This is a genomic window from Halorientalis pallida (assembly GCF_049605515.1).
In the GTDB taxonomy this organism is placed as follows: domain Archaea; phylum Halobacteriota; class Halobacteria; order Halobacteriales; family Haloarculaceae; genus Halorientalis; species Halorientalis pallida_A.
Genome location: NZ_CP187156.1, coordinates 67,463 through 80,518 on the forward strand (window position 1 = coordinate 67,463; position 13,056 = coordinate 80,518).

The following is a 13,056-nucleotide window of genomic DNA, read 5'->3' on the forward strand; positions in this document are numbered from 1 at the left end:
GACGGCCTAGCGACGCATATCATCCGCGCTTGATCGTCACCTCGACGCTGATACCGTGTTCACTCAGCTGAACAACCAGCGAGAGTAGCGTTGCTATCGCGCGGATCACGACGAGCGCGAGGAGAGCTGGTTCTGCCATTTGTTAGAACCACCCCCGCCTACCTGTTGGTGGTGTCTCGGCTTGCTGTACGATCATGACCTGTACGGTCGGGTTCTGTGTGGCGTACATGTCTCTATCTGTGGTGTCCGCCAGAACCCTCCGTGGGCTTGCAGAGGGACCCTAACGGACGCTTTCACCGTCGCGGCGGGATGCGTGTTTTGGCGGGTGGCAAATAACCGTTGCCGTCGGGGGGTTTTCCGAAGCGATTCTTGTGTCGCTTCGGAGATGCCATCCCGTACAGGCAACGCCTCTACGGGTTTTTCCGCCATTTCAGTTGGAAGATAGGTCACTTCTTAAGCCTGGGCAGACCGGAGTGAAAGTATCGTAGCCGGGCCACGATTTCGGGGATGGCGTTGGTGACTCCAGTCGAAATAAGAGGGGGTTCGGCTGTTTTAACGGGGGACTCGGTTCGCTTGCTGTCTTGGACCGGAGCAGTGATATCGTCGATCAGTGTGTGGGGGAAGTTGATGGAATGATTGGGCCGGTTCAGACACAATCCACGGTGGTCACTCTGCCCATAAGATTACGCATCGCTTCTGACACTCTGTAAAAAGTGTGCACCAGGGCCCGTATTTTTAATGCAACTCTGTGATATTGTCTGTGTATGATATTCTATCTCAGCACGGACCTCGGTAACGATCCAGATGAAGATGAGATAGAGACATTCCCCGCTGTTCCTGAGAGCTATGAATATTTCATATTTGAAATATCCAAAGCACAGAACGTGCAACAGGATGCGCTCAACGATCGAATTTCGGGTGGTAACGGCTTCGATATCCCTGATAATTGTCTATACATTGACCCTTCCGCTGAAGCTTTGGAATCTGCCTATGAACTATTCGGAGTAGAATCGCGAGGCGATGGTGAACCAACGTTAATCATAACTGACACTCATCCTGATGATTATTCTGAGGAGAACTCCTCAATACGATTTGATCTCGGCTACACGGATAGTGGGGAAGCAATTGAGCCAATATTGCATATGATGTTTCGGAAATTGGAACAGAATGAGTTCCGCTCATTGCGCTGGGAAGACCGAAAAATCGCTTTCGAGCAGCAAATACCGGAACTCCAGAGTGTGAATATCGCCACTGGACTGGCTTCTACAATAGTTTCGTTGCTGTAGATTGAGTCAACAGTCGTGCTCTCGGACGCAATCGGGCAGCTCGACGCGCTCACGGCTGGGACGCCCCACGAGTCCTGCCGGCAATTCAACACTACCGACTCCCGCTGTCGCCACACAACAATCGTGGTAAGGCATAAATAGCGTGCCCTCACTACGTACAGCCATGTCGAAGGAGCGCGGCGACGGGGGCCGCTATACAGCAACCATCGACGACGAGACCATTCTCCACTTTTTCGAGTCGGGACAGCGCGACTTCTACAGTGCACAGGAAGTGGCGGCCGAATTCGAACTGGATCGGTCACAGGCCCACCGGCGACTTAGCAAACTCAGCGAGGCTGACGAAATCGAGCGGGTCGAGGTTGGGCGGCGGAATGTGGTCTGGTGGCGGCCACGCGATGTGGTCGTCTTGGTCGAGGACGACGAGGGCTATGCGAGCATCGACTCAGAAACTGGCGTTGCGAGTCAGGGCGCCACGCGGCCCGAGGCGTTGCGGATGCTCGCCGAAGCAATCGAGGTCAGCGAGGGGAAGTCAGAGATGACGCCAGAGGAAATCTATGCCGAGCTGGAGCTTGATCCCGACGAGGTAGATGCCGATGCGAGCCCGCCCTGGGACTGAGAGTTAGAGCCACGCGTCGAGTTCGGCACAGAACGCCTCGAAATTCTCCGCGCCCGCCTGCGTCGCGATCTCCCGGAGCGTCCCCGTTTTGATCGGATCGTGAGTGATCGGGACGGAGACCGTCCGGGCCTCGCCCGTCTCGGGATGCTCGTAGCGAAAAACACGGTGGCTGCCCTGGCCGCCGACAGGCTTGAATCCCCACTGCACGAGGACTTTCGCGACCTCGCGACCGGAGAAGGTCCGTCGCGACATTAGCTGTCCCTCCTGGTGATGTGGGGCGTCATGGATGCTATGTCTCGTCAGTTAGTTTCCCGCGGGCTGATTGAACCCGATCGTTAACCGTTTGTCGGCTTACATTCCGAACCTTTGCCCACCGTGACTGGCTAAATTCAGAATCATGGTAGTCAGACCCCTCAACGACCCAGTAATCGAGCGTCTCCGTGGGTGACTCCAACTCGTTGGCGAGGAGCGATAGTTCAGCGCGTGCCACGTAGCGCCCGACATCGACTGGGTGAAGTTCTGAAGGGTGGTGATCGATTGCAGTGTGCCACCCCTCGTTCATGCGGTATTCGACAACAATCGTACCGACGCCATCTGCACCGTAGTTGATATTATATTGACAAAAAACCCCCCCACCAAGTGATTTCCTCGCAGTAAGACTCAGAAACGGGTTATCTGGAGTTAAGAACTCGTCAGTAAATTCAACTGACCCGAATGTTTCGAGACGAGATTCGATTTCTTTGAATGCACTCCAGTACCGCTCGTCTTCTTCGAGAATTGGAGTGCCGTTTTCGTCTTCCGGACAACCGTATCCTGCTGGCGGAAACCCAATTTCCAAGAGGTCGAGAGTGATCTCGCCCGCTTGCTGGATTACTTCGACTTTCTCCAGTACGTCAGTCACAGGTTGACGTTATAGCTAATGACATAAATATTTAACTCCAGAAAGTCCGCTTGTAGCTGACTGGTTTTGTCCAGCACCTAACCAAAATACACTGGCGTCAACCACAGGTTGTCTTTGATCTTCGGCATGGCAAGACGCTCATTCTTCGAAGCCGGTCTTTTCTCGCTAGCGGCAAGCAGCTGCTAGCCCACTAGATCCGTAAACTCGGCCCCACTTTTCAACTTCAATCTCCTATGCTGGTCTATGACACCAAGCGGTCTCGGTGAAATGATTAGAGAGTCGAGTAACAGCACCTACGAACTTCCCGACGAGGTAGATGCGACCCGAACCGAAGAGATCGACCAGCTTCTGCAAAACAACCGATGGCGATACGAGCAGGACTGGTGGGTGGTTGTCCTCTCTGTAGTCCACTGGGCCCTTGCATCCGAGTGTGACACCTACGCGGACAAGCGGAAACACGGCCAAGACAAAGCCTGTGAGGCGTTCGACACAGAACTCTCAGACATCCAGACGTGGTGCGGGAAGCAACTCTTCGACGAAGCGGAATTCATGATCGAGGACAAGCACGTTCAACGAAAGTGGCAGGCCCTGTTTGAGCAACTCCTTCGGATTCTTGACGACGACCACCCTATGTCGGATTGAGCTGCCGTGACAGCACAACTGGGCTATTCTGTCTTCCAGCCGTCTTTTATGACTGCTTGAGATTCACTCATAGCCGGGACTGGTGCCAAAATTGCTGAGAGGGTAGTAATGTGCTAGCCGGGTTCTCACGGAATCTAACCAGCAATCCCTCTCGATTAAAGGCAATTATTGCTTGTTTATGCAGGGTTTGCGAACCTTCTTAAGCAAAGAAGCACACCCTCTAGTTGCAGGTTTCAAAGGACGCCTCACGCGTCTCCACAGCGCTTCTGCGTCCTTTTGCAGCCTGCATAGTCGTAGGTATGTCTAACGAAAGCCACCACAACACTGACAGCACGAATCAACTCGGCAAACTCCGAGCTAGGGAGTTGCGCCACCGGATCTGGGTCCACCGAGTGAAAATTCTCGGCGGGCTTGGTGGTGCTGCAACTGCCTGCTTGGGGTTTGTCCTGTAGCAATGCGTAGGGGTGCCGGCTCGTGCCGGACGCCCCACGCGTCTCCACGGATACTAGTATCTCAAGAGCAGAGTTAAGTCTTGCTCTGGCGCACGTCCCCCCGATTCCATGGCGGCGTGGTTTAGCTGAGATGTCTTGATCACTCTGTTTCTCAGCCTCTCAATTTTGAGTGGGAACTCCTATATTCTATTGCTTTGATACAATATTTATGCTACCTGGATTTGAGCGGGATGCTGATATTGTTGGCTCGAAAGTGGACTTTGACCCGATCCGGCTAGAACAAGATGAGACGATTGTTCCTGATGGGATTGGTAGAGGAGGGCGGTATCGGATTGCAGATGATTGTATTGATTCGATCAAGGATATATTACATTTTTATTATGATAGAAAGCCGGGCATCAGAGAATTTAGTTGGGGCGGGGCTCAGATCTCTTTTAGAGCTTATAATGAGGATATTGAGCCTCTCTGCAAACTGATTGCTGCTGAAATGGTAATCGCTATTGAGACTGGGTTTTTTGATGAGAGTAGTCTCACAGAAGTCCCGTATTCTGAGGTTGTTGAATCTGGGGATTACAGTGTTGATGTCGATAGCGTCTCTCTGGACGATATTTTAGATTTTCAGGCGGATATTGAGGAAGAGATTGATGACGCGATCCCAGATGGACTTTCTAATATCGAATTCTCGAACGAACAATATAATAAATACTTCTCTGAACACATTCATCCCGTTGTATCTCGATCAAATTGGAAAGGTGGTAATGCTTGGCTGATAAATTCGGGTATCGGAAATCTACGCAATGGGCGATATCAATCAGCTGCATACTGTTTTGAGGGTGCACGAATTGGCCTCACAAAGCACTCACTCTTCAACGATACTGTTACTCGACTATCAAAAATCGTTGATCGGGCGCTTAATACACTACGGGAACTTTGCCGGCATCAATCTGGGACATCTGGCTCACCAAGGGGAATCGAGCTATTTTGTGAACTAGAAAATCGAGATCTGCTATTCATTCCAGAATTTACGCAAACACCTGGGCTATTTGATCAAAATTTCCGACTTCAAAACCAGATCTGGATCGCGAATGCGTTAGTACTCCTTTTTGCTGTGGCTAGTGCGATGGATCCACCGATGATTTCCCGAAGTGAGGTTGATGAGTACGGCTCAAACTTAACTGTAAAGAACCGGTCCTTCGTTCTTAAAGTAGCTAAGAAACTATACGATCTTGAGTCTGATACCTCACAACAATCCGGATCACAGGATCCGTTATCTTATTTAGATTCTGTTGAATTCGAAGCCCTTGCTCCAGAGATTACACTGACTCGCATTCTTTCTGATTCTGGCTTTACGATTCGCACCTATTCTGATTCCTCTCTAGGGACTGGTGATGAGAGAATAGATCTTGACCATGATTTCGTTGTAGAGCAAGAGGAGTCTCTTTCAATAGTCCGTGCTCTACGAGCAGCAGACCGCTCAACTGAAACAATACGCGACCTCGTTGAAACGCTACAATCATCTCAGTTTGATCACAATCTAATCTTGCTTTTTGAATCTGAGTTGGATGAAATGACAGCTGAGTACTGTCGAGAGCAAGAGTTAGTAGAAGTGTTCTACGTAAATATGCGAGAAGAGCGGATGTCTCACTTCCAGGCTGGTTTTCCGCCCTCCTTTGAGGATTACACAACAAGCGATGAAGTCCACCAACGTATCTCAGAATTGTATTCGGATGCGGAAGACGCTGAGACAACAGAGGACAAAGGTAACTCACTTGAACGGCTGATGCAGCTAATATTTGAGAAGGCTGTTCCAGATACTCAGGTTCGGGGAACCAACGTTAGAACCCGCGTTGAAGAGATCGATCTACAATTAACAAGTAATCAGCGACAATATCCCTGGACTGAATTAGGATCTCCAATCAATGTCGAATGTAAAAATTGGTCAGACACAGCAGGCGTAGACGTGATTTATACTGCATTTGGGAAGGCAAGGGCAACTTCGCCTGATTGTAAAGGTATTATACTTGTTTGCTGGGAGGGGATTTCAGACTCGTATGAAGGCCGGAATGGTGACCAAGCAATCCGTGAAATTCGCGGCAAGGGAGTTAATATATTAACTCTTGATAAAGACGATTTACAACAGATTGCTGAAACAGGCGATGCTCAGGCTGTCTTTGAGGAAAAAGCGGATGAGCTCTGGGATCGGTAAACAACGGGGACTGAAGCTACTTCAGCAGTCGTGATCGCGCACTCGCTCGGGCAACCCCACGCGCCCACAGCTGGGACACTCGGCGAGCTCTTTCGGGATCTCCGCATCGAGTTCCAGCAGTGCCGCGTGAATATGCTCCCGCGCAGTGGGCTGTAACGCCCGCGTGTAGGCCTGGGCCAGCTGCATCTCGACGACATCGGGATCGACCTCGCTCATCACGCGCTCACCCGACTGTTCCAGGAATCACCGAGCGTCTCGAAAAGCCGGCGCGTCTGCCGTCGGCGGCACCCGTTAACCAATATACGGCAGGGATCGATGAGGAGTGTTGGTTAACGAAAAGTAGCCATCGGATCTCCGCTCAGTACGCATCATATCCGGAACACGAAGGCACGATTCCGGCTGTAGGCCCTGTTGCTAGATCTTTATTTTAGTCTCTTTAGAAACAGGTTCCGTGAACACGTATCGGCTCTTGTTTGGTCTCCTCCTCGTTGCCATTGCCATCCCACTGGCCACCCTCCAGCCGGCTGTGATCCCATCACAGACAGCCACCGTACCCCAGCAGTGCCAGCCGACACCGGATCGGCCAGTTGCTGGTGGGGGTGACGCGGCGATCTCCGGCACGGTCGCGCAGGCGACCGAGAATCAGTCGATCGTCGAAATTAACTATACTGCCCGCGAACAGCCATTCCTCGACGAGTTGTATATTACGTTGCCACCGGGAGCGACACTGGTCAATCAGTCTGGCTTCGATTCCGCAGGTGGCCAGTCGCTGGACGCGCGGGTCCAACGCGGTGATCAGCTCACGCTCCGGTATGCCTTGACCAAACTCGGGCGAGCCGGCGCGACCGCGTTCGAAAATATGTCCTATGTCGCCGGCTCGGACTGGGTGATAGCGCCTACGCCTGCACACAACGGCGCTGATACCACACTGCAGCCCGCTGGCTCGGGCGTGATCGGCGCGAATATGCTGTATCTGGGAAACTACACGGCACAGACTCGGACAGTCGGCTGCCAGAACATCACGCTTGTCGTGCCAGCGGCTGCCGACCTGGACCCCAAGCCAAAACTTGACTCGCTCTCTGGTGCTGCCCGATCAGTATCGGTTGGGAGCGCGTATTCGACCGTCCGGATTTTCGCGTCGCCACAACCAATCACTGCAGTTGGTGGGTTTGTTCCCCGCTCTCAGAACAACATCCTCATCGAGGCTGATGCGCCGCTCCGGTCAGCAGAGAACCCGTGGGTTCACGAATACATCCATACCCGACAGGCTGTCTACGAGGGGCAGAACTTCACGTGGTTCCAGGAAGCGAGTGCGACCTACTATGCCGCTCGGCTCTCGCTCGAACAGGGATTGATTTCGTCGGCTGCATACGATGCGGCACTCGCACAAAATGCGCAGTACGATCCGTCGACGGACTTGGCGACAGCCAATGCAGAGGAAGTTGCCTATCGCTGGGGTGCTGTCGTTCTGGCCCGCCTCGATGCGGCACTGATCCAACGTGGGCACACGCTCGCTGGCGTGTTCGACACGGTGAACAGGGAGGGTACGACCTATGCTGACTTTGAGGCGCAGTTGGCACAGCGCGGGCTCAACGACAGCCAGCTCAACGAGACACGGGCTACCGTTCTGGACGGCGATCGGCCCGATCCCGCGCCAGCCTACACGAGCCAGTGGCAGTGGCTCCCGCGACCGCTGCTCGCACAGTGGCCACTCCTGTTGATGGTACCCCCTTTCCTGCTGGGCGTTATTGGGTCTATTCTCGTTGGTGACGAACTCTCGACGTGGTTCGATGCGATCAGGGGCGCAGAACGCGAAGATAGCGCTGAGGACGATACGACAGCTGATGACGACTAACAGTGTCGTGAATCCGGTTTCGTTAGTCAGGGGATCGGCTGAAACGACTGCTCAGTGAGTGTGCGTACTGAGCAGAGAGTGTGCCGGATAAACCAAACCCTCTTTTGGAATTCGTGATGACGGTAGTGTAAGGGACTAGTGTACTAGTCAGTATGGTTGAAGATGGAGATGATTTGGCGAATCTCGCCCAGAGTCGTCTTGATACAAAACGCTTTACGCCGGCCACAGAGTTCTACGCTGAACTTATACGAATAGACCGTCAGGCTGCTGAACTGAGACTGAAGGCCGCCAAAGTCCCAATTGACCTAACCGGCTATTCTGCACGAAAACGCCTTTCAAATTTACGAGAGGAATATGTTGATCTCTACGAAGAGCTGATCGAGGCTAGAATAGCAGTTGAAACAGAACCTTACGAATTCGACGCTGTCGATCAGAATTTCAATGGCGAAGCAAAGAATGAATTCTATGACCATCGGAACTCGATTTTGAGGCAACTGAACAGCGCCTTCGATGAAGTTGACAGAACCTATCAGCAGATATCAAACAAGCATGCGGAGGCAATCTCTCGAATTCAAGTATCCGTGTCTGTGGGAATTCTATTGCTGTCAGGAGCAACACTCCTCGCTTCTGTAGTGTACTGAGCGATTCGAGCCGGTAAATCGTCTACCGAACCGGTGACCGACCCACGTCCTGTATTCAGGAGATGCTATCTCTGAAAGCAGCACACGACACTTTTTGCATTGAGAGGTAATCTACTGATTCAGCCCCGACCGTCCGGTGACAGAAATTGTCTCCGGTGCTGGTCCTGTAGAGTGGTACCAGCGAGTGCCGTCGACAGCCGTTCGAGAGACAGACTACACAGTAGCCGACCTTTGCTAGCAACCGCGCGTAGGACGTGGAGTTTCGCCGATTGTGGGAATTCGTTTATCAACCGCGGTGCAATCACCCCCCGGGGACAGTCTTACCCGGTGACAGCGTCTGTCCCCGGTGGGTCGTCTGTCACAACACTACCAGGAATCTCGGCATCACTCGGCAGGACGAGCCGGCGTTCCGTGTACTCGAGGCCGTCCTTCCGGTGGGTGCGGCGTTCGATATACACGCGAGATTTGGCGAGTTCGCGCAACCGCTCCATCGCCCGCCCGGCTAACTTCTTGGCGTAGTCACGGCTGAGCGACTCGTCGTCGCGTTCGCAGTTGGATTTGATGAACACGCGGATGTCGCTGGCGTCGACGTACTCGGCGACGCCCTTGCACCCCTGGGTCCAGAGACTGCCCGGGCTATGGGTGGCCCGGGCTTTCCAGATACGGACGGCGATGTAGTCCGCTCTGGTGTTGGTGGCCGTCGCCAATGCATCCTCGTCCATCCGGGCGAGTTGCTGGATTGGCAGGAGGTCGGCTGCCGGGAGTGTGTCCGGGCCCCGATCGAGTGGATCCTCGTGGTCGGGCAGGCGCACCCACTGGGTGCCGTCCTCGTCGGTGAAGCGTTCGAGGCGATCGTCGGGGAGGTCGAGCTGGTCTTGGGTTGGCGTGACGTGTTCGTATTCGAGATGCGCGCCTTTCTCGAGTTCGCGGGCCTGGAGTTCGGCGAGCTGGGACTGGGTGGTGTCCGTGCGTTTACGGAGGGCGTCGAGGAGGGCTGACTGTTTTTCGACAGTGGTTTCGAGGTCGTCGACGCGGGCTTCGGCGTTGTGTCGGGCCTGGCGCTCCTGTTCGAGGTCCGTCTGGAGTTGGTCGATCTGGGCTTGTTGGGCCTCGACGGTTTCTTGGAGATCGGCAATGCGGGCTTCGAGAGTTTCGAGGTCCGTCATTGGCGACCTCCCGTGGTGGGTGTGGTTGCGAGCGATGCGACTGGGCGTGCGGGGGATTGAATAGTCCCCGTGAATGTATCAAACATGTCGGTTCTCCCGGCTCCACGCGGCGGCCGTGCAGGCACACGGTCGCCATTTTCGTGGGCGACTACACCACCGCGTAGAGTCTGAGTCAGAGTGACACCCAGGGCGCACTTAATATTTGCTAATGGTAAACAGTAATGTGACGGAATGCCTAATTCATCGCTCCTTCAACTGGGTTTGTGACACGCGGCCCGGAACCGTCAGTCTCGATACGCGAGGTGCTCGTGTTCTTTGTTGAGTCTCCGGACCCTGCATTCACTGCTCAAGAACTCGCTGACGAGTTCGAAAAGACTCGTCAATGGGCAGATCGACGACTCAAGCAGCTCAAAGAGGATGGGTATCTCGAGAGCAAAAATCCAGGGGGCCGCGCTCGATTCTATTGGATTACAACCGCTGGTGAACAGTACTTAGCGGAGACTAGAGACAAGGATTAGTCTTCTGGCAGCCACCAGATTACATTTCGTGGCCCCGCCTTCTTGCGATTTATTTCACCTGCTTCGTGAAGGGCCTGCAGTCGATTGTGTGCCCACTGTCGTGTCATCCCGAACTCCTCAGCTAGCTCGATTGCTGTCAGGAATGGAGCCTCATTGGAATTGAATGTACTCAGGATATCCTTGTCAGAGACTGTTTGTTTTCCACGAGTCATCCCTACCCGACTCTATAATTTACCAATAGCAAAAGTATTATGGTCCCACCAGTGTACATAATCAATTAGGAACGCTAGCTCCTCGGGGTGGTTTTACTCAGAAAGCCGCCCGCCTGCTGAGACAGGCGAGCTGGGGTTCCAAATCCAATGAGAACCCATGGCAGCGAACACACGCACTGCTGAAAACGCTTCTGTCCGACCACGGTGGCTCTTCTGTGGCACGGACGAGACTGGTACCGATCACATTTACAATACCGTCACTGGTCGAGTCGTCGCCGTCGCTCCGGATGGCGATCGTGAGCATGTCGCCGAGTTGGCAGCTGCGAGTATCGACGAGTGGATGGCCTTCGTCGCTCAGAAACGCGGCTGGAGGGATCGACACCTCTTCGAAACCTTCGGCGATACGTTAGCTGTGGGGGTGCGTTCAGTATGAGCGAGTGTGTTGATACAGCGGCTGTTCGGCATCAACTGGTCCAGGCGTACACCCGTGCCGTGCATCCCGATGTGGTTGCCCATCTGCGGTCGGCATTGGAGGAGTTCGATGATGAGGGGTTGGATGAGCTGGTGGAGTGTCCAGTCTGTGGACGACTTGGAATGGCAGAACGGATTCAAGCCCACGACTGTCAGCGGTAGCAATCAACAGAGAAGGAATCTTATCGAGAGTCGAGTATCACGGGGACTCCCCAAACTATACTCGATTAGCGCGATAATCACGAGCAGTTTTCTTCGAGAGAGCTGGCACCTTGAATAGCGCGAGACAGACGAGCAAATCGAGTCGCAGCGACGGAGTCAATGGACCGTTCTTTAAGGTTAATTTCGGAACCGGTGGGACGAGCTAGCTGCTCAGTGTGGGTGCGTATTTTGTCTTCTCAGTAACCTCTACAACACGCGCAAACAGATATCTCTTCGCCGATTCCTGTGAACAATAACGTGCTTCACACAGACGGTTTCCCAGAGTGCACTCTTTCCTAGGAATGCTTACCCCACACTACCAAATACTCAGAGAATAAAGCCTTTCCAAGAATGGCCGAAGGACCGAAGACGATCACTAATCGGGTGAGTTCCTCCTCAGATCTACCGACGGCAGCTGAACGCAAGCAATGGGACCAAGAATATACTCGGCACAAGGCTATTCCGAGCAGTGATCGAGACGATCCTTCGCGTGCTCTCATTGCTGCAGATGGACCTTTAGAGTACGAATCAATCGATGTTGCAGTTGATGTCGGGTGTGGTAACGGGCGTAATACGGTTTATTTAGCAAACAAAGGTATCGACGTCCTTGCACTCGATTTCTCGACTGAAGCAGTCGCTCGCACAAAGGAACGACTCGCCCACTCGACAGTGAGTGGATCAGTCGACGTTCTGTTAGCTGATGCCACAGCAGGTCTTCCCGTTGCAGATCAGTCGGCCGATCTCATCGTGGATTCCTACTTTTCGTGTCATATTCTCAAGGAAGCTACACTGGATGCATACTTTACTGATGTCCGCCGTTCCCTTGTCCCCGATGGACAGTTTTACTGGTCCGGATTAGGCGTGGAAGATGAATACTACCAGAGTATTGCTGATTCCCATCCGGGTGAGAACATGATTGTTGACCCACTGAACGACATTCCGAAGAAACTCTACAACGCGCGGAACTTGGTTGCGGAGCTACCGTTCGGAGATGTCCCGACAGTCGCGATAGAGTTACTATTCGAAGATGAAGTGGCTGGCAACTCATATCAGCGCTCAATCGTGTCAGCAGTTTTCAACAATTAATGCGACCAGGTACCAAGACCGGTAGTTCCGATAGCGGCCCTAATTACAAGGATCAGGTAAAACCAGACCTACTGGACTTCCTGTTCACTCTTGCGCTGACGATTGGTATTGCACCGGAGCTCGTTGGAGGAAAAGGACTGCTTTCCAAAGATTGGGTCCTTGCTATCCCTAATCTGGCCTTTGTGACCAATCTTGGGACGTTCCTCCTCGGCGTCAGTACGCTGCTGTTCAGTTGGTACGGCTTTAATGCTTCAATCAGCAATACTCCCGTTTTGTATGGATCTCTAGCGGGAATGCTGCGGTTCTTTTTGGATGCATTTCTTGTCGTCCTCTACGGATTCATGCTAATCGTGTATGAGCAGCTTGAAATCGTGGTCGCTCTTCTCGTGCTGATTTTCTTGTTGTACACCATCTGGGACCTGCTGAAACTCGCCGAGTATCGCCGAGGACCGTTTGATGAAGAGGGAGACGAGAATCAAGAGGTTGGATATGTGTGCCATCTCCACCAGAAGTTATGGGAACGACGCTCGCTTGTATATTTTCTCCTGTTGCTTCCTGTGTTTCTCTTTGAGGTCCTCAGTGTTTTCGAGGGTCTCGGTTATTGGAAAGATGCTGCTATCATTTTGGTATTATTCCTCATTACCACTACTTACCGATTCGACAAGGTCGAATGGCGGTTCCGCGGTGAAGAGGAGAAGATTGCTCGAGTGGAGGAGAATGGGTGATCGGAGCGTACGCGGCGAGTGAGTTAGCTATTCCCCAAAGTTTGCAGAAAGGGACCACCAGCAGGGCTCCTCAAACTA

At 53.0% G+C, this 13,056-nt stretch carries 14 protein-coding genes; 9 read left to right on the forward strand and 5 right to left on the reverse strand.

Going from position 1 to position 13,056, the window contains the following annotated elements:
• Nucleotides 1-764 precede the first annotated feature (764 nt).
• Complete coding sequence (locus tag ACOZ4N_RS00245) at nt 765-1,286, forward strand: hypothetical protein (protein WP_424016232.1); 522 nt, start codon at nt 765-767, stop codon at nt 1,284-1,286.
• Nucleotides 1,287-1,449: 163 nt separating this feature from the next.
• On the forward strand, nt 1,450-1,902 hold the full coding sequence (locus ACOZ4N_RS00250) for a type II toxin-antitoxin system HicB family antitoxin (RefSeq protein WP_424016233.1): 453 nt from the start codon (nt 1,450-1,452) through the stop codon (nt 1,900-1,902).
• Nucleotides 1,903-1,905: 3 nt separating this feature from the next.
• Here the strand turns inward: ACOZ4N_RS00250 and ACOZ4N_RS00255 are convergent, their stop codons facing one another.
• Nucleotides 1,906-2,154 carry a type II toxin-antitoxin system HicA family toxin gene (locus tag ACOZ4N_RS00255; RefSeq protein ID WP_424016234.1) on the reverse strand — a complete coding sequence of 83 codons (249 nt, stop codon included), beginning with the start codon at nt 2,152-2,154 and terminating at the stop codon, nt 1,906-1,908.
• 37 nt (nt 2,155-2,191) lie between these two features.
• The gene (locus tag ACOZ4N_RS00260) at nt 2,192-2,803 is read right to left on the reverse strand and encodes a hypothetical protein (RefSeq protein WP_424016235.1); all 612 of its coding nucleotides are present in this window, start codon (nt 2,801-2,803) and stop codon (nt 2,192-2,194) included.
• Nucleotides 2,804-3,046: 243 nt separating this feature from the next.
• Here ACOZ4N_RS00260 and ACOZ4N_RS00265 point away from each other — a divergent pair, with 243 nt between their 5' ends.
• Nucleotides 3,047-3,445 carry a hypothetical protein gene (locus ACOZ4N_RS00265; RefSeq protein ID WP_424016236.1) on the forward strand — a complete coding sequence of 133 codons (399 nt, stop codon included), beginning with the start codon at nt 3,047-3,049 and terminating at the stop codon, nt 3,443-3,445.
• Nucleotides 3,446-4,105: 660 nt separating this feature from the next.
• The gene (locus ACOZ4N_RS00270) at nt 4,106-6,103 is read left to right on the forward strand and encodes a hypothetical protein (protein WP_424016237.1); all 1,998 of its coding nucleotides are present in this window, start codon (nt 4,106-4,108) and stop codon (nt 6,101-6,103) included.
• Nucleotides 6,104-6,124: 21 nt separating this feature from the next.
• On the opposite strand, the gene ACOZ4N_RS00275 is transcribed toward ACOZ4N_RS00270, so the two are convergent.
• Nucleotides 6,125-6,319: a hypothetical protein gene (locus ACOZ4N_RS00275; RefSeq protein WP_424016238.1), complete on the reverse strand. Its 195-nt coding sequence runs from the start codon at nt 6,317-6,319 to the stop codon at nt 6,125-6,127.
• 235 nt (nt 6,320-6,554) lie between these two features.
• Between ACOZ4N_RS00275 and ACOZ4N_RS00280 the strand changes: the two genes are divergently transcribed.
• Entirely contained in the window at nt 6,555-7,958 is a 1,404-nt protein-coding gene (locus ACOZ4N_RS00280) for a hypothetical protein (protein ID WP_424016239.1), read from the forward strand.
• Nucleotides 7,959-8,110: 152 nt separating this feature from the next.
• Complete coding sequence (locus tag ACOZ4N_RS00285; RefSeq protein WP_424016240.1) at nt 8,111-8,599, forward strand: hypothetical protein; 489 nt, start codon at nt 8,111-8,113, stop codon at nt 8,597-8,599.
• Nucleotides 8,600-8,919: 320 nt separating this feature from the next.
• Here the strand turns inward: ACOZ4N_RS00285 and ACOZ4N_RS00290 are convergent, their stop codons facing one another.
• Nucleotides 8,920-9,765, reverse strand: coding sequence for a hypothetical protein (locus ACOZ4N_RS00290; protein WP_424016241.1), 846 nt, complete (start codon nt 9,763-9,765; stop codon nt 8,920-8,922).
• Between the two features lie 308 nt (nt 9,766-10,073).
• On the opposite strand from ACOZ4N_RS00290, the gene ACOZ4N_RS00295 reads away from it, so the two are divergent.
• Entirely contained in the window at nt 10,074-10,283 is a 210-nt protein-coding gene (locus ACOZ4N_RS00295) for a winged helix-turn-helix domain-containing protein (RefSeq protein WP_424016268.1), read from the forward strand.
• Here the strand turns inward: ACOZ4N_RS00295 and ACOZ4N_RS00300 are convergent.
• Complete coding sequence (locus ACOZ4N_RS00300) at nt 10,280-10,495, reverse strand: HTH domain-containing protein (RefSeq protein ID WP_424016242.1); 216 nt, start codon at nt 10,493-10,495, stop codon at nt 10,280-10,282. The genes ACOZ4N_RS00295 and ACOZ4N_RS00300 overlap by 4 nt on opposite strands.
• A gap of 1,023 nt (nt 10,496-11,518) precedes the next feature.
• On the opposite strand from ACOZ4N_RS00300, the gene ACOZ4N_RS00305 reads away from it, so the two are divergent.
• Both ACOZ4N_RS00305 and ACOZ4N_RS00310 read left to right on the forward strand, forming a co-directional pair.
• Nucleotides 11,519-12,253: a class I SAM-dependent methyltransferase gene (locus ACOZ4N_RS00305; protein WP_424016243.1), complete on the forward strand. Its 735-nt coding sequence runs from the start codon at nt 11,519-11,521 to the stop codon at nt 12,251-12,253.
• Complete coding sequence (locus ACOZ4N_RS00310) at nt 12,253-12,978, forward strand: hypothetical protein (protein WP_424016244.1); 726 nt, start codon at nt 12,253-12,255, stop codon at nt 12,976-12,978. Before ACOZ4N_RS00305 ends, ACOZ4N_RS00310 begins: the two co-directional genes overlap by 1 nt.
• Nucleotides 12,979-13,056: the final 78 nt, after the last annotated feature.